This window comes from Alteromonas hispanica (assembly GCF_010500915.1).
Classification (GTDB): domain Bacteria; phylum Pseudomonadota; class Gammaproteobacteria; order Enterobacterales; family Alteromonadaceae; genus Alteromonas; species Alteromonas hispanica.
In genome coordinates, this window is sequence record NZ_JAAAWP010000002.1 from 124,137 (window position 1) to 139,856 (window position 15,720).

General features: G+C 42.9%; 14 protein-coding genes. 9 read left to right on the forward strand and 5 right to left on the reverse strand.

The features are described from left to right. The first annotated feature begins 11 nt into the window (after positions 1-11). Positions 12-2,246, forward strand: a complete 2,235-nt coding sequence (locus GTW09_RS03500; RefSeq protein ID WP_163110139.1) for a PAS domain-containing protein — start codon at positions 12-14, stop codon at positions 2,244-2,246. 833 nt (positions 2,247-3,079) lie between these two features. Here the strand turns inward: GTW09_RS03500 and GTW09_RS03505 are convergent. Together GTW09_RS03505 and GTW09_RS03510 are read right to left on the reverse strand one after the other, a co-directional pair. Beyond that, entirely contained in the window at positions 3,080-3,382 is a 303-nt protein-coding gene (locus GTW09_RS03505) for a DUF3301 domain-containing protein (protein WP_071978847.1), read from the reverse strand. 1 nt (position 3,383) lies between these two features. After that, positions 3,384-4,442, reverse strand: coding sequence for a DUF3549 family protein (locus GTW09_RS03510; protein ID WP_163110141.1), 1,059 nt, complete (start codon positions 4,440-4,442; stop codon positions 3,384-3,386). A 351-nt stretch (positions 4,443-4,793) separates the two neighbouring features. Here GTW09_RS03510 and GTW09_RS03515 point away from each other — a divergent pair, with 351 nt between their 5' ends. From GTW09_RS03515 to GTW09_RS03525, 3 genes are all read left to right on the forward strand, one after another. After that, positions 4,794-5,132, forward strand: a complete 339-nt coding sequence (locus GTW09_RS03515) for a YqcC family protein (protein WP_100971112.1) — start codon at positions 4,794-4,796, stop codon at positions 5,130-5,132. 62 nt (positions 5,133-5,194) lie between these two features. Next, positions 5,195-5,968: a pseudouridine synthase gene (locus GTW09_RS03520; RefSeq protein WP_239059281.1), complete on the forward strand. Its 774-nt coding sequence runs from the start codon at positions 5,195-5,197 to the stop codon at positions 5,966-5,968. Positions 5,969-6,010: 42 nt separating this feature from the next. After that, positions 6,011-6,460, forward strand: a complete 450-nt coding sequence (locus GTW09_RS03525) for a flavodoxin domain-containing protein (protein ID WP_071978850.1) — start codon at positions 6,011-6,013, stop codon at positions 6,458-6,460. Between the two features lie 81 nt (positions 6,461-6,541). Here the strand turns inward: GTW09_RS03525 and dapD are convergent, their stop codons facing one another. The 3 genes from dapD to map all read right to left on the reverse strand — a co-directional run bounded on the left by dapD (position 6,542) and on the right by map (position 11,209). Then, complete coding sequence (dapD, locus tag GTW09_RS03530; protein WP_071978851.1) at positions 6,542-7,366, reverse strand: 2,3,4,5-tetrahydropyridine-2,6-dicarboxylate N-succinyltransferase; 825 nt, start codon at positions 7,364-7,366, stop codon at positions 6,542-6,544. Further along, a complete protein-coding gene (gene glnD, locus GTW09_RS03535; protein ID WP_163110144.1) occupies positions 7,363-10,014 on the reverse strand; it encodes a [protein-PII] uridylyltransferase in 2,652 nt (883 codons plus the stop codon). The genes dapD and glnD overlap by 4 nt, the downstream gene beginning before the upstream one ends. Before the next feature lie 400 nt (positions 10,015-10,414). After that, on the reverse strand, positions 10,415-11,209 hold the full coding sequence (map, locus tag GTW09_RS03540) for a type I methionyl aminopeptidase (protein WP_163110146.1): 795 nt from the start codon (positions 11,207-11,209) through the stop codon (positions 10,415-10,417). A gap of 355 nt (positions 11,210-11,564) precedes the next feature. On the opposite strand from map, the gene rpsB reads away from it, so the two are divergent. The 5 genes from rpsB (at position 11,565) to uppS (ending at position 15,676) form a co-directional block, all read left to right on the forward strand. Beyond that, complete coding sequence (gene rpsB / locus GTW09_RS03545) at positions 11,565-12,296, forward strand: 30S ribosomal protein S2 (RefSeq protein ID WP_071978853.1); 732 nt, start codon at positions 11,565-11,567, stop codon at positions 12,294-12,296. 116 nt (positions 12,297-12,412) lie between these two features. Further along, positions 12,413-13,285 carry a translation elongation factor Ts gene (gene tsf, locus GTW09_RS03550; protein ID WP_071978854.1) on the forward strand — a complete coding sequence of 291 codons (873 nt, stop codon included), beginning with the start codon at positions 12,413-12,415 and terminating at the stop codon, positions 13,283-13,285. Positions 13,286-13,564: 279 nt separating this feature from the next. Next, positions 13,565-14,305, forward strand: a complete 741-nt coding sequence (gene pyrH, locus GTW09_RS03555; RefSeq protein WP_071978855.1) for a UMP kinase — start codon at positions 13,565-13,567, stop codon at positions 14,303-14,305. 21 nt (positions 14,306-14,326) lie between these two features. Continuing rightward, complete coding sequence (gene frr / locus GTW09_RS03560; RefSeq protein ID WP_071978856.1) at positions 14,327-14,884, forward strand: ribosome recycling factor; 558 nt, start codon at positions 14,327-14,329, stop codon at positions 14,882-14,884. Positions 14,885-14,893: 9 nt separating this feature from the next. Further along, on the forward strand, positions 14,894-15,676 hold the full coding sequence (gene uppS, locus GTW09_RS03565; RefSeq protein WP_163110148.1) for a polyprenyl diphosphate synthase: 783 nt from the start codon (positions 14,894-14,896) through the stop codon (positions 15,674-15,676). Positions 15,677-15,720: the final 44 nt, after the last annotated feature.

The window sequence follows — 15,720 nt, forward strand, 5'->3', positions numbered from 1 at the left end:
GGGGAAAGATAGTGAAATCCAACAGCTTGGCGCATTTACTATCCCAACATAATGTAGGTTGCTTAAATTTTACAATTTCTCGCCTATTAGACTATTTAGCCTATAGCGATGAGCAGTTTGCCTTAAACAATGATGACAACTTGTGTCGGCGCATAGTTCATACTGCTAAGTGGTGTTTATTGCATAATAGTTCTCATCACTATGATGAGATTTTTTTTGATTGTACCCCTGATGTATCAAAGATTTTCTCTCGACAGTTTTCTTTTTCTGTCCTTGAAGGGCGTGTTTTATTAGAAGTGTCTGACTTACATAATTACTCCCAGCGTATTCTCACTGGTCATTTTGAATCTACTCTGTTTAATGCCATTTCTGATGCCATAGTGCTAACCGAAGCCGATTGCATAAGTAGGCCGGGCCCTCGAATTGTTTTCTGCAATGATACATTCCTTGAAATGACAGGATATGACAGGCATGAAGTATTGGGGCGGTCTCCACGTTTTCTCCAAGGAGACAAGACTAGCACAGCTATCACATCCGCAATTAGAACATCGCTTTCTGAGTGGAAGAGTTTTAAAAAAACTCTTACTAACTTTACAAAAAGTGGAAGCCCTTTTGAAGTTGAGTTGCATATATCCCCGGTTAAGGATGACACGGGCTGGTATTCTCATTGGATCAGCGTTCAGCGGGATGTGTCAGGCCATAAGCAGGTGCTGGACTATATACACAAAAGCAACATGATCCTTAAAACATCAAAGATTGGGTGCTGGTATTTTAACTTTGAGCATAACTATCTGTTTTGGGACGAGCAGATGAAGAAGATTCACCAGAATACACACGCAAAAACACCCGCAAATATAGAGGAATGGGCGGCGCTTGTTGCTACGCAACATACAGATCGGTTTAACATGAATGTCATTCGAGGGATGTCTGGAGAGTCAAATATTGATTTTGAGTATGCCATCTCCACTTGCGAAGAAGATTTACGCTGGTTACGAATAAAAGCCGAGAGAATGAAAGCCGACGATGAGAACTATCAGTCACTTGCCGGCGTGTGCTTTGATATTACTGATGAAAAAGCATCGCTACAGGCAATAGAAAATCACAGAAAGATTGCAGAAAAAAAAGCAAAGTTAGCACTGCTCGGCGAAGTGGCTGCCGGTGTTGGCCATGAGATTAATAACCCTCTGTGTGTTGTCACCACGTCAATAGACTTACTTGAACTAGACTTAGCAAGAGGTATTCGTACGCAGAGTCATTTTGAAAGCCTCACTTCGAGAATGAAGGACGCGTGCACAAGAATTGCAAAAATTGTTGATGGGTTAAGAAATATAACATCGGTAACAAGAGAAAGCGGTGAACTTACATCAGTCAATATAGTTAAATGCATTAAAGAAACTATAGAAATGCTAACTAAACTTTATGCATTGGAATCTATTACGTTAACGCTAGTTGTCGACTCTCCCATTAGTGAGTATGAGGTACATGCGGACTATTCTGGTTTACAACAAATTTTAATAAATCTACTTTCAAATGCTAAACACGCTGTGCAGGAATTAAATGATGATCGCAAAGTTATTCAGGTCGTAGTGCGTTCGCATAAAAGTTACTGTCAGTTGGATGTTAAAGACATGGGGCTGGGGATAAAAACCGATATGCGCGCCCGGCTTTTTGAACCATTCTCAACTAATAAACCCGTTGGCGAAGGGTCTGGACTCGGACTTTCGATATCGAAAAATTTGATTGAAAGCTATGGAGGCAAAATAAGTTTTACAACAGGGAAAAATGGCACTTGTTTTTCTTGTCAATTTATTAAAGGTCGTATCCATTTGGCCCACAAGGATGAAGCGGTTACTCAATATCGCAAAGATCATGTACTCGTTGTTGAAGATGATCCTGCCGTGGGGGCAAGCATAAAAGCACTAATCTTAGCTATTGGAGGCGAATGCACCCTCGTTGAAAATGGAGCAGATGCATTGTCGCTAATAGCATCGACGAGTGATGCTGAATACGACGTAATACTCACTGATATTAAGATGCCAATACTCGATGGGGTGCACTTTCTCCAAACAATCAAGCACAAAAAACTCGCGCCTAAAGCGAGAAAATACATTATGACAGGCGATGTATTTAGTATATCAGAAGAGAGTGCCACTCATATATCTACCCTAGCGAATGGTATTCTTAAAAAACCGCTAACTCTTTCCGATATGACTCAAGTTCTCTCTGGCTTGGACGCTATTGCTTAGGCATAACCATTGTCATGAGTATTTTTCACCAAAGTCAAAAACGGCTCAAGCAAATGTAAGATATCTCCTACAAAATTTGTGAGCATTACTCCTTTTTTTATGAAGTAATTTTTTAGACTAAAGTCTAAAGCGCATGATTTATAATAATTTTTTTGTTTTTATACAAAAGTAGCAAACGATCACTTCTTAAAACTTTGTAATTTCATATAGCAGTAATATGCAAAGCCTATATTATTTGTCTCGTCACAAGGAAACACGATGAGTCAGGATGATTTACACGGATGACCTAGGACAACTTAAGGATAAGATTCTTGCAGGGCAGTAAGAAAAAGGAAATGGAAAAAGCGACGGATGCTTTTACAGGATGTAAGGGACTTAAGGATATACGCAGAGAGAAGGACCACAGTTGGACGTGGGCAAGCAATTGATTATTGTTTGTATTTGAAAAGGACAAGCGGACAGGGATAGGTAAAATTAGGGAATTTATCAGGAAAGTATCAGGGATGACACTCGCTACAGCAGGATGTGTAGCTTATAAGGATTGATGGAAAGGATGTCGGCGGAGTCCGACAAGGACAGCCCTAGGAATGGGGAACGCTGCAGAATGGATTTGCAGTTTAGAGGGAACAAAGGAAAGGGACCCACGAAGGGATTTGTGGCTCACAAAAGGTATTGTGAGAAAAGATGGAAAGGGGCGAAGACGGATTCTGATCGGGAAGATTTTTATCGCAAGGGATCGCGGAGAGGGATGCTCAAAATTCTGGAAAAGGGAAAGTTTTATGACTTTCCCTTTTTTATGTCCGATTCAAACATATGAAGCCGAATGGCCTGCATTAAACACGATGCGGCGGCAAATCAGTTCGCATAATTCGACTTCCTACCAATTCTACTTCTCCACTGTATCTGTCTTCTCCGTTGCTGGAAAACTCGAACATAAAAACACTATTCCAATCTGGTTTTCCGTACTTCAATGAAATTCGTGTTTTCACCCTCGCGACGCTTAACAGCTGAAGCTGGTGTTTGTCACAGTATTGTCTTAAATACGTATTGGTCTTTTCCGAGATTTCTCTTATTCGCCAAAATTGATAGCTTACGAATGCGATACTTAGCCACAACACGAGTTCTAAAAGCGTCATATTATTTTCCCGTTTGCGCAAACAGTTTGTTGAATGCAGAGGCTAATTCTGCGGGCCTGTCAGGTGAACGAAGAAGTGATAAAACTTGCCGACGTAACTTTGGAATCTGTACCAAGTCAGAAAAGAAACCGGAAAATAATGCGCCGGCATGTTCGCTTTGATTATCTGCTTTGGCTGCCTGTGTTAAAAACAATGTAAGGAGTGAGTCATCCATTTGTTCATAATGGCGAGCGGCGATGACACTCAGGATATCTAAGCGAGCACAGCTCTCGTTCTCGAGCACTCTTTGTAAGACGCTGTGCACATCTTGGTCAAATGAACCGGTAGATAGAGCACGTAAAGCGGCAAGATTAACTTCACTTGTGTGATTACTGCTGAAAAAGCGTGTGGTAATAAATTCTTTCATGGTAGCGCTTAAAGGCACATATTCGAGCATCTCCATGAGCGTATTCAAAAATACTTCAGAATATAAGGTCGAGTTTTTGGCAACAGCTTTTTCTAACATGTCTTGCTTGCTGTGTTTTGGTAAAGAAGAGGCAAAGTCTGCAACGCTTTGCATTGACAAACGCTGCCAATCTACTAACTGCGGCGCTTGAATATAGGCTTCTACTTGCCTTGCTTCATCACTCAATGGTTGTAACAGTGCTTGCTTAACCGCTGCGTTGAACTGGGCGAGTAGGGATTGATTGGGCACAAAAGAGTAGGGGTTGTCCGGCAGCTTTTGGGCCTTTTCTGTGTCTTCTAAAATTGACTGACCTAATGCATCTACAATTATATCAAGAAAGTGATTTCGAGCTGCCGAAACTACCAATCCTTGCTCATCTGTAGGAAGTTTAACAAACCAAATGTAGTGCTCTGACGATGCGTTTTTATTCCAAAAAACAATTCCAAACCACGCGTGTTGCTGTCGAGGGAATGGCACATAGGCTTTGCCATTCTCAATATCTAAGAATGTTTGATTGTCGGTCAGTGTTAGCCTTCGCCCGATATCAAATACCTTGTATTCTGTACCAGCGTGGAGTAAAAACTCGCTGATGGAATTAATTGTGTTTGCGCTCATCAAAACATCCTAAATACTGCAAATTACCACTGGGTTCTCGTTAAAGCTCTGTAAATGAACTCTATAATAACGTTCTAGCACACCGACCTGCACTTCGATCTCAAATACCGAGCAGACAGCAGCGCCGAGAAAATAGCACCGCCCCAAAATCAATAGCGATTAGTTTATCACAGATAAATTATTGTCTGTCACGCGTCTATCTCTAGAATCATTGCGGTGACAGTAATTTTTGAAGGCTGGTATACTGATAACTCTTAAAAGTGCCTAACAAGGCCGAGCGTTTTGGCTTACTCTAATTTATGCTGCTCGTTGGAAAAATTCACTTAAAAACTCCTCGTTGGAAACTGACATATGACACCCGGTAAACAGGCTATTCTAAATGCCCTTGAAGCATTGGCATTATCGATGAGAAAAGAGGGGGTATGGCCTTCAACTAGTCCTTCTAATGAAGCGCTAAATAGCACTGTTCCTTTTGCGGTTGATGCTATGGATTTTGAGAGCTGGCTAGCTTTTATATTTATTCCAAAAATGTCGCAACTAATTCATTCTGATGCCGCACTGCCTGAGATGGAAATCACGCCGGCGGCTCGGCTGTATTTGGAAGACAGGTCAACCCCTATCATTAAGCAGATAGCGGCTATAGATGGTTTAGTTCAGACAGCGAGAGTTGAGCAAGGAATGGCCCAATGAGAGAGGACTCGCAAGAGAAGCTTGGAGAGAAAGATACCGGCCAAGGCGAAAGTAGAGAAGGCATGTCTGCCAACAGTCGCTCCGTTGAAATAAGTGCAACACCTCATCCGTTAAAAATTTTGTATCAAGACCAGGATATTGTTGCTATTGAGAAGCCGCCTGGCATGTTGGTGCATAGAAGCCCAATAGATAAACACGAAAAAGTATTCGCTGTACAAACCTTGCGAGACCAAATTGGTAAGCGCGTTTTTCCTGCACATCGGTTAGACCGACCTACGTCTGGCGTTCTTCTATTTGCCTTCGATGGTCAGTTAGCTGGTGAGCTTGGACAGCAGATGATGCAAAAACAGGTGCATAAGACCTATCATGCTGTGGTGAGAGGGTTTGTGCATAATACTGGATTCATTGATTACGCACTTAAATACAAGTACGACAAAATAGCAGACAAGCACAAGCGGCCACAGCAGCCACCGCAAATAGCGACAACAGTGTATGAATCTGTAGCTTGTTATGAAGTACCACAGCCTGTCGGAAAATATCAAAGTGCGCGATTTTCATTAGTAAAATTATCACCAAGTACGGGCAGAAAGCATCAATTACGTAGGCATTTAGCACATATCCGTCACCCTATTATAGGTGACACGACCCATGGCGACGGAAAGCAGAATAAATTCGCTAAGTCGCACTTTAGTTTTAATAATTTGGCCTTAAACTGTACAGGTATGGGGTTCTATCATCCAACTTCTCAAAAGTGGGTGACAATATCTTCAGATTTTCATCATGAAATGGCGATGTTTATACGTCGTTTAGAAAACTTTCGCGTTGTTCCTTCGTAAAACGTTGTAGCAAGGTTTATAAAACAGTTAGTAGGGGTAGTAATGAGTACATTGAAGATAATAGCGGGCACAGTGTATGGGAACGCGCAGCATGTCGCTGAACAGGTAGAAGAAAACTTAGCTGAACAAGGCGTAGATTGCGAGCTTGAAAGCGACCCGTCGGTTGAAGATTTTACTGATGCAGACGCTATATTAATTATCACCTCTACAACAGGGCAAGGGGATGTTCCACCTAACCTTGAGTTTGTTTTTTCAGACTTAAAGGACGACGCGCCCCTGCTGAAAGACAAACCCTTTGCTGTTGCCGCCCTTGGCGATAGCAGCTATGGGGAGAGTTTCTGTGGTGCGGGTAAACAATTTCAAGCGCTTCTTGTTGAGCTGCAGGGCAAGCCAGCTTCTGAGATGCTAGAGGTGGATGCAATGGAAACCCTTGAGCCTGAAAAAGATGTGGTTGATTGGGTAAACAGTATAAAAGACAAACTTTTGTCATAAATTGTTGAGGCAAAGGCATTAAAAAGGGGCGCTAAAGAATGTTAGCGCCCCTTTTTTATTTATTTTTCAGAACAGTTTTAATTACTCTACGCCGCGCAACAGGGCATTGATTCCTACTTTAGCGCGGGTTTTGGCATCTACTTTCTTAACGATTATGGCAGCGTAAAGGCTGTATTTACCATCTGCACTGGGTAAGTTTCCAGATACCACTACCGAACCTGCAGGTACGCGTCCGTAGTGGATCTCTCCAGTTTCACGGTCATAAATACGCGTACTTTGACCAATATAAACACCCATTGAGATAACCGCGCCCTCTTCAACAATAACGCCTTCTACAATTTCAGAGCGAGCGCCGATAAAGCAGTTATCTTCTATGATGGTAGGGTTTGCTTGTAATGGCTCTAGTACGCCACCAATACCTACACCACCAGAAAGGTGAACGTTTTTACCGATTTGTGCACATGAGCCAACAGTTGCCCATGTATCTACCATAGTACCCTCGTCAACGTAGGCGCCAATGTTGACATAAGACGGCATTACTACTGCGTTTTTGCCTACAAATGTACCGGTACGAACTGCTGCTGGTGGCACTATACGAGCGCCATCTGCAACAAATTGTTCATTTGTGTAGTTGGTGTATTTTAATGGCACTTTATCAAAATACTTGCTCTCGGCGCCGTCAATCATTTCGTTGTTGTGAAGTCGGAAAAAAAGCAACACAGCTTTTTTCAACCACTGGTGAACTACCCATTCCCCTGCAATTTTCTCGGCGACTCGAGCTTGACCGCTGTTTAGCAGTGAAATTGCTTCTGCAACGGCGTTTCTTACCTCGTCAGGAGCTTCATTTGGGCTAATGGCATCGCGGTTTTCGAAGGCGTCTTCAATAATGGCTTTCAATTCATTCATGGTATTGTAATATCTTCAAGTTGGTCGAGTTTAAACAAGATACGCTTTTTCAAGCTAACTTGTTGTTCTTGGGTTAATGCGGTGCCAGCCTCGTTGCTGACGATAAAAATGTCTTCGGCGCGTTCGCCGATGGTTGCTATTTTAGCAAGCTTTAATGTCATGTTGGTGTCAACAAACGCGTGGCCAATTTTAGCTAAAATGCCGGGCGCGTCTAGTGCTTCAAGCTCAACAAGTGTCGCCTCGTCGTTTAAGTTAAAAAAGCGCACCTTGGTAGGAACGTCTAATTGCCTCATCTGACGGGGTAGCTTTCGCTTATTTTCGTGGGAGCGGCCAGGTTTTTCTAACTGAGTAGAGACGGCTTTTTCTAGCGACATGATACGAGACTCAGATGAAAGACGTGTACCGTCATTTTCTAACACTATCATGCTGTCGAATACGTAACCGTCTCGTGTAACGGTAACGTGTGCATCGTGGATAGAGCAATTTCTGCTATCTAGTACAGAGGCAACCTGTGCGAATAATGCCTTTCTGTCTTTGCCATAAACGAATAGTTCCGTTCCACCCTTGGCGCTATTGTCATTGGCTCTAACTAATAAAGCGTCGTTATCTGGCGTTAACCAATCTTCCTGAGCCGTTATAATTTCTTCCGTATGCCAGGCCACCTGTGTTGGCTTAAAACGCACAAAGTAGTCATCGTCCAAACGCGCCCAGAGAGCGTCTACAGAAACAGGGCTGATAGCCCGCTCTTGCAATATTTGTCGCGCTTGATGTTTGTGCGTGGCAACTCGTTCATTAAGCGTCACCTGACACTGAAGACCGTTATCTAAAGCCTTTTGCGTCATGAGATATAATTCTCTTAGCAAAGATGCTTTCCAGTCATTCCACAAGTTATCATTGGTGGCACGAATATCTGCAAGCGTTAATGTATAGAGCAGGTTCAAGTGGTTGTGGCTTCGTATTGCGCTGGCAAACTCACTGATGACATCCGGATCGTAAATATCTCTTCGCTGAGCGACTACAGACATCAGCAAGTGATTTTCAACAAGCCAAGCAATCATCTCTGCATCGGACGATGGAACATTATGAAGTTCGCAAAATGTGGCTACATCCTTGGCACCAAGTTTCGAGTGATCGCCATTGCGGCCTTTCGCTATATCATGAAAAATAGCGGCGATATACAACACTTCTGGTTTATCGAGATGTCGGCAAATTCGGCCACATCGGGGAAAGTCTTTATTCTCTTTCGAAAAAAAGTAATTAACATGCTTAACAAGCCTATGGGTGTGCTCGTCAACAGTGTAAGCGTGAAACAAATCAAACTGCATCATGCCCACAATAGCGTCCCACTCAGGTAAGTAGGCCTGAATAATTCCATATTGATGCATTATGTCCCAACCAAAATTAAAAAAGTCGGGTTGTTTCATCAGCATCATAAATTTCTCACGACACGCTGGGCGCTCGACATAATAGGTACTTTCAAATTCCCTATGGGCATTGCGCAGTTGGCGAATACACGTGGTGCTGAGGCCCTTTACATCTGGTGTATTGGTTACCAGATGTAAGAAATCGAGAATGGCTTCAGGAGTCGAGAACACCCGCTCATGGCGAGGAGAAATCATGTAATCAAGAAGCTCGAAGTCTTCATTGATAACTGCACTGTGTTGAACGCTTTGATTCAGCATGTCGTATTTAAAACGCTGAAGCAGCATTTGGTTGAGCTCTGTTACACGAGCCACAGTGCGAAAGAAGTCTCGCATCATCTTTTCTACTGATGATTTACCTTCTTCACCGTAGCCCATCATCTCCGCTACATCTGGCTGATAATCGAATAATAGACGGTTTTCGCTTCGCTGGGCAACCAAGTGGAGTGCGCAGCGCATTTTCCAAAGGTGCATGCGGCAGGCGATGAGCTCACTGTGTTCTTGTTCAGTGAAGTAACCATGACCTACCAAGTTCCAACCATCATATTCTTTAAAATGTTTCTTAGCTACCCAGCCAATAGATTGAATGTCTCGAAGACAACCAGGATTCTCTTTTATGTTGGGTTCTAAGTTGTATGCAGTGCCGTTAAATTTGGCATGTCGTTTTTTCTGTTCTTCGTATTTAGCAGAGAAAAACGCTTTACTACTCCACGAATTTCTTCCATTCGCTTCTTCCCAAAGCTTCTCAAAGGTTTCTTCGCTACCGGATAGAAGGCGACTTTCAACCAAATTAGTGGCAATGGTAATATCATCTTTTGCGAGCTTAACGGTCTCTTTAATCGTTCGCACCGACTGGCCAACATCTAATTTGATGTCCCACAACAGAGTAATAAAGCGACCGACTTTGTCTTGTGCATCGGCGCTAAGCTTCTTCTTACTAACAATAAGTAGATCGATATCTGAATAAGGCTGTAAATGACCACGACCGTACCCACCGACGGCACAAAGCGATAAATCGTTGATAGAACCTAGGCCGAACAGTTGCCACAAATGACAAAGCAGTGCATCGACAAATTGTGCTCTGCCTGTCACTAGTTGATTGACAGGAGCGGAATTAAACGAGTCTGTAATCCACGCATAGTTTTTCTCAACGCATGTTTTGATTTTAGGAATGTCATCAACACTACTAATACTGTCTATTTCTTGGATTAGAGATTGGAGCGTCAAACTGCACCTTTGGATTGCTTAAGTGTAAACGCTATAAACTTTATCACGATTTAGCACAAAATCGCAGTATCGATTGGGTGCATATTTTAGGTCTATTTATGAATAAATATGGAAAAACGTTATAGCGTGGTGAATGATTGTCTAAATCGTCGTTTTTGTTCCGTGAGCAATATCGAAAAAAGTGGGTAGAGAGCAGCACTAAACGCTATTTCATAAGGCAATTTCACCTGCACAAAATAGTAAAAGCAGGAACGAGACGAAGCCCAAAACTAAGCGCTAATTAAGCGCTAATATAGGTTCCAAAAAAAGCTTGGTTATCAAAAAGCTTGGTTATCGTCGTCAATAGCCAAGCTCTTAACTCGTATGAAACTTTTATTGAAATGGCTCGAAAGCGTAACAGCTATTTGTGAGAAATAACGCGAGGTAATGTTTCTTCTTCTCTCAACGTAAGTACCTCAACGCCGTCTTCAGTAACTAGCAGCGTGTGTTCCCATTGAGCGCTTAAGCTTCTATCTTTCGTTACCACAGTCCACTGGTCTGGAAGTACTTTGGAATAGCGCTTACCTGCATTGACCATAGGTTCGATAGTAAAACACATACCCGGTACTAACTCTTCGCCTGTTCCTGGTTTGCCGTAATGCACTATTTGTGGTTCTTCGTGAAAACTGGAGCCAATACCATGACCGCAATATTCTCTAACTATTGAATAGTTATGCGCCTCTGCATGAGTTTGGCAGATATGCCCAATATCACCTAAACGCATGCCAGGTTTAACTTGTTCAATGGCTTTGTATAAAGACTCTTGCGTTACACGAATAAGACGCTCAGCCAGAATAGTAGGTTTGCCCACAGTAAACATCTTTGATGTGTCGCCGTGATAACCGTCCTTAATAACAGTTACATCTATATTAATGATGTCACCATCTTTTAGCTTTTTGTCAGACGGAATACCATGACATATACAATGGTTCACCGAAGTACACACTGATTTAGGAAAAGGTGGGTTGCCATAGTTTAGCGGCGCAGGTATCGCTTTTTGTTCGTTCACAATAAAGTCATGACAAAGCGTATTGAGCTCATCGGTCGTTACGCCTTTTTTTACATGGGGCGTGATCATAGTAAGAACTTCGGCTGCTAGCTTACCAGCAACGCGCATTTTTTCGATTTCATCAGGGGATTTGATAATTGCTGCCACAATGCCTCTCAATAATCGTCTTTTGATTAATAAACAGTTTTACGCAGTATATCACCAATATGACCACTATTGGATATGCAGTAAACATGCGTTCAACCGTCTTTCAGAAAATAATGACAAACAACAGGCAAGCAGGGCTGAAAACTTGTTACCACTAAAGCTTTATGGTATAAAGCGCGCGCCCTGACGGAAAGCTCGTATTTCTTTGTGAAAGCGAAGTCGTCGTAGAGGGTATATTTCTTATTAAAACACACATATACCGACACTTGTTATCGGGGTGTTCACACTATCGTTTTTCGCTAGGGTGAATCGATACAAGGGGTATATGGAGGCCTAACCCCAAGAGGAAAATAAAATGGCTAATGTTTCTATGCGTGACATGCTGAAAGCCGGTGTGCATTTCGGTCACCAAACTCGTTACTGGAACCCAAAGATGAAACCTTACATCTTTGGTGCTCGTAACAAAGTTCATATCATCAACCTTGAAAAAACAGTTCCACTGTTTAACAACGCTTTGAACTACATCTCAAGTGTTTCAGCAAAAAAAGGTAAAATCCTTTTTGTTGGTACTAAACGTGCCGCTGGTGATGCGATAAAAGATGCTGCTGTAAAATGCGACCAGTTCTACGTAAACAAGCGTTGGTTGGGCGGTATGTTGACTAACTGGAAAACAGTGCGCCAGTCAATCAAGCGTCTTAAAGAGCTTGAGCAAAAGAGCCAAGACGGAACGTTTGAAAAGCTAACCAAAAAAGAAGCGCTTATGCTTCAACGCGAAATGGATAAGCTTGAGAACAGCCTTGGTGGTATCAAAAACATGGGCGGTCTTCCAGACGTAATCTTTGTTGTTGATGCAGACCATGAGCACATTGCAGTTACAGAAGCACGTAACCTTGGTATCCCTGTTGTTGGTGTTGTAGATACTAACTCTAACCCAGACGGTGTTGATTACATCATCCCTGGTAACGACGATGCTATCCGCGCTATCCAACTTTACTTGGACGCTGCTGCAGACGCTGTTAATTCTGGTCGCGAGAGCAACCTTGAAGTACAAGCTGAGCAAGACGACTTCGTAGAAGCAGCAGAGTAATTCTGTACACTCGCTGCCAATTTAAATTGGAAGCGAATTTGCTACGAGACGTATTGAGAGGGGCGATTAGCCCCTTTTACCTAACGAATTTATATTTATTGCTGAGGAATTGAAAAATGGCAGTGACTGCAGCACTAGTTAAAGAACTGCGCGAACGTACTGGCGCAGGTATGCTGGATTGTAAAAAAGCGCTTGTTGAGACAGATGGTGACATTGAATTAGCCATTGAAAACATGCGTAAATCAGGTCAAGCAAAAGCGGCTAAAAAAGCAGGTCGTATTGCAGCTGAAGGTGTTATCCTAACTAAAGTTGAAGCGGGTCGCGCGACTATGCTTGAACTAAACTGCGAAACAGACTTCGTTGCTCGCGACGAGAGTTTCCTTAAGTTTGGTAATGACCTACTTGAATTAGCTTCTGCTAACAACATCAACGACATCGAAACACTTAACGACGCTGAACTAAACGGCTCAAAAGTTAGCGATGCACGTGACACGCTTGTAGCAAAAATTGGTGAAAACATTTCACCTCGCCGCGTTATCAACGTTGAAGGTGACACACTAGGTGCTTACGTTCACGGTGGTCGTATTGGCGTTATCGCTATTCTTACTGGTGGCGACGAAGAGCTAGCTAAAGACGTTTCTATGCACGTTGCAGCGGCAAGCCCTCAATATGTTAAGCCTGAAAACGTTCCGGCTGAAGTTGTTGAGAAAGAAAAAGAAATCCAAATCGATATCGCAATGCAGTCTGGTAAGCCAGCAGACATCGCTGAGAAAATGGTTGCAGGTCGTATGAAGAAGTTCACTGGTGAAGTGAGTCTTACTGGCCAACCTTTCGTTAAAGATCCGTCGATCACAGTTGCTGAACTTCTTAAGAACAACAGTGCAGACGTTATCAACTTCGTGCGTTTTGAAGTAGGCGAAGGTATCGAGAAGAAAACTGAAGATTTCGCAGCAGAAGTAGCTGCGCAAATGGAAGCCGCTAAGAAATAATTGAGCGTTTTTCTTTTGCATTCAGAGAATGTCAGATAAACTAAAAGCACCTCTTCGGGGGTGCTTTTTTATAGTCGAATCTCTTTCTATTGCAGCGGTTTCACGTTAGTGTGAGTGACGTTTTTGCAAGTCATTTGAAAATACGGCTTTGAAGCGGCGCTGGGTTAATAAAGCATAAACCTTTCAAAAAACTAACGCGATTTGTTCTATGTTTTTTCATGCTAAGGCATGTATTTAAAATACATAGCACAAACCGGGTTTACGAGGACATATCGAATAATGAGTATCACACCTAAATCAGCATATCGACGCATTCTGTTAAAACTTAGCGGTGAAGCCCTTATGGGTGAAGAAGGCTTTGGCATAGACCCCAAAGTGCTAGATAGAATGGCACAAGAAATTAAAGAGTTGGTTGAACTTGGTGTTCAAGTGGGCCTTGTTATTGGTGGCGGTAACTTATTTCGCGGCGAAGGTTTAGCAAAAGCGGGTATGAATCGCGTAGTAGGCGATCATATGGGTATGCTAGCTACTGTGATGAACGGTTTGGCAATGCGAGATGCACTACACAGAGCATTTGTAAATGCACGCATGATGTCAGCAATTCCTTTAAACGGCGTTTGCGATGCGTATAATTGGGCAGAAGCAATTAGCTTACTGAAGTCTGGTAGAGTCGTTATTTTTTCAGCAGGTACCGGAAACCCATTTTTCACAACGGATTCCGCTGCGTGCTTACGCGGAATTGAAATTGAAGCAGACGCCGTATTAAAAGCGACTAAAGTCGACGGTGTTTATAGTGACGACCCGGTTAAAAATCCAGACGCTACCCTGTACGAGCACCTCAGTTATAATGAAGTGCTGGATAAGGAACTAAAAGTAATGGATTTGTCAGCGTTTACTTTGGCTCGTGACCACAGCCTTCCAATTCGCGTTTTCAATATGAACAAACCCGGCTGTCTTAAGCGTGTTGTAATGGGCGAGAAAGAAGGCACCGTAATTAGCCACGCTGGCAATGATAAGTAAAGACATATAGGACACACAACAGTGATTGATGAAATTGAATTAGATGCGCAAGAGCGTATGGAAAAAAGCGTAGTGGCGCTCAAAGGCCAATTTAGCAAAATTCGCACGGGGCGCGCGCACCCAAGCCTGCTAGACGGTATTATGGTGCCGTACTACGGTGTAGATACACCGCTAAAGCAAGTGGCTAATGTAATTGCTGAAGACAGCCGTACGCTTGCCTTAACTGTGTTTGATAAATCAGCTATCCAAGCAGTTGAAAAAGCTATCATGCAGTCTGATCTTGGGTTAAACCCTATGAGCGCTGGCGGTTCTATCCGTATACCACTTCCGCCGTTAACTGAAGAGCGAAGAAAAGATCTTATTCGCGTAGTTCGCAATGAAGCGGAAGGTGGGCGGGTTGCTATCCGCAATATTCGCCGCGACGCAAACAGCGATATCAAAGAGCTGTTGAAAGAAAAAGAAATCAGCGAAGACGAAAGTCGTGCAGCTGAAGAAAATATCCAGTCGATCACTAACGAAATCATTAAGAAAGTTGACAGTCTACTGGCTGACAAAGAAAAAGAATTAATGGAAGTATAAGTTAGTATTATGATTGGAAAGCGTTTAAACGCAGCCAAAAAGACTAGCGTGATAGGGCCAGCACCAGTTGCTGGCCCTAAACACGTTGCTATCATTATGGATGGCAATGGTCGATGGGCGCAGAAGAAAGGGAAAATTCGTACTTTCGGTCATAAAGCGGGTGTGGAATCTGTAAGAAATGTGGTGCGCTTTGCGAGAAAAAACGCCATTGAATCGCTTACTTTATTCGCATTCTCAAGTGAAAACTGGAAACGGCCGGAAGAAGAAGTAAGCGTACTTATGGAGTTGTTTAACCTTGTGTTAAATAGCGAAGCGAAGCGGCTCCATAAAAATGGTGTACGCCTCCAAGTTATTGGCGATTTAAGTGCTTTTGACTCTAAATTAGTCGAAAAAATTCGCAAAGCGGAAGAGATGACGCAAGACAATGCGGATTTAATACTTAACATCGCAGCGAATTATGGCGGGCGCTGGGACATTGTAAATGCGACTAAGCAGTTGGCAAATCAAGTCAAAGCTGGCGACATAGATGCAGAAGACATTGACGAAGCCATGTTTACCCGGTTCACGTCTACCGCAAACCTCCCCGAATTAGACCTTCTTATTAGAACTGGTGGCGAGCACCGTATTAGCAATTTCCTTTTGTGGCAATGTGCTTATGCCGAGCTTTTCTTCACCGATGTTCTTTGGCCAGATTTTAATGAAGACGAGTTTCAACGTGCTGTTGACGATTTTAACGTTAGGCAACGTCGCTTTGGCCTTACTGGTGAACAGGTTATCGTTTCTGATGATTAACCTCATTCAGAAGATTGTCGGCTTCATCCTGATTATCACAGCCA

Excerpts from the sequence above, each read along its gene's own strand:
- GTW09_RS03520 (WP_239059281.1), top strand. The coding sequence starts at position 5,195 with ATGTCTGCCAACAGTCGCTCCGTTGAAATAAGTGCAACACCTCATCCG.
- GTW09_RS03515 (WP_100971112.1), top strand. The coding sequence starts at position 4,794 with ATGACACCCGGTAAACAGGCTATTCTAAATGCCCTTGAAGCATTGGCA.
- GTW09_RS03505 (WP_071978847.1), bottom strand. The coding sequence starts at position 3,382 with ATGACGCTTTTAGAACTCGTGTTGTGGCTAAGTATCGCATTCGTAAGC.
- rpsB (WP_071978853.1), top strand. The coding sequence starts at position 11,565 with ATGGCTAATGTTTCTATGCGTGACATGCTGAAAGCCGGTGTGCATTTC.
- tsf (WP_071978854.1), top strand. The coding sequence starts at position 12,413 with ATGGCAGTGACTGCAGCACTAGTTAAAGAACTGCGCGAACGTACTGGC.
- GTW09_RS03510 (WP_163110141.1), bottom strand. The coding sequence starts at position 4,442 with ATGAGCGCAAACACAATTAATTCCATCAGCGAGTTTTTACTCCACGCT.
- uppS (WP_163110148.1), top strand. The coding sequence starts at position 14,894 with ATGATTGGAAAGCGTTTAAACGCAGCCAAAAAGACTAGCGTGATAGGG.
- pyrH (WP_071978855.1), top strand. The coding sequence starts at position 13,565 with ATGAGTATCACACCTAAATCAGCATATCGACGCATTCTGTTAAAACTT.
- GTW09_RS03525 (WP_071978850.1), top strand. The coding sequence starts at position 6,011 with ATGAGTACATTGAAGATAATAGCGGGCACAGTGTATGGGAACGCGCAG.
- dapD (WP_071978851.1), bottom strand. The coding sequence starts at position 7,366 with ATGAATGAATTGAAAGCCATTATTGAAGACGCCTTCGAAAACCGCGAT.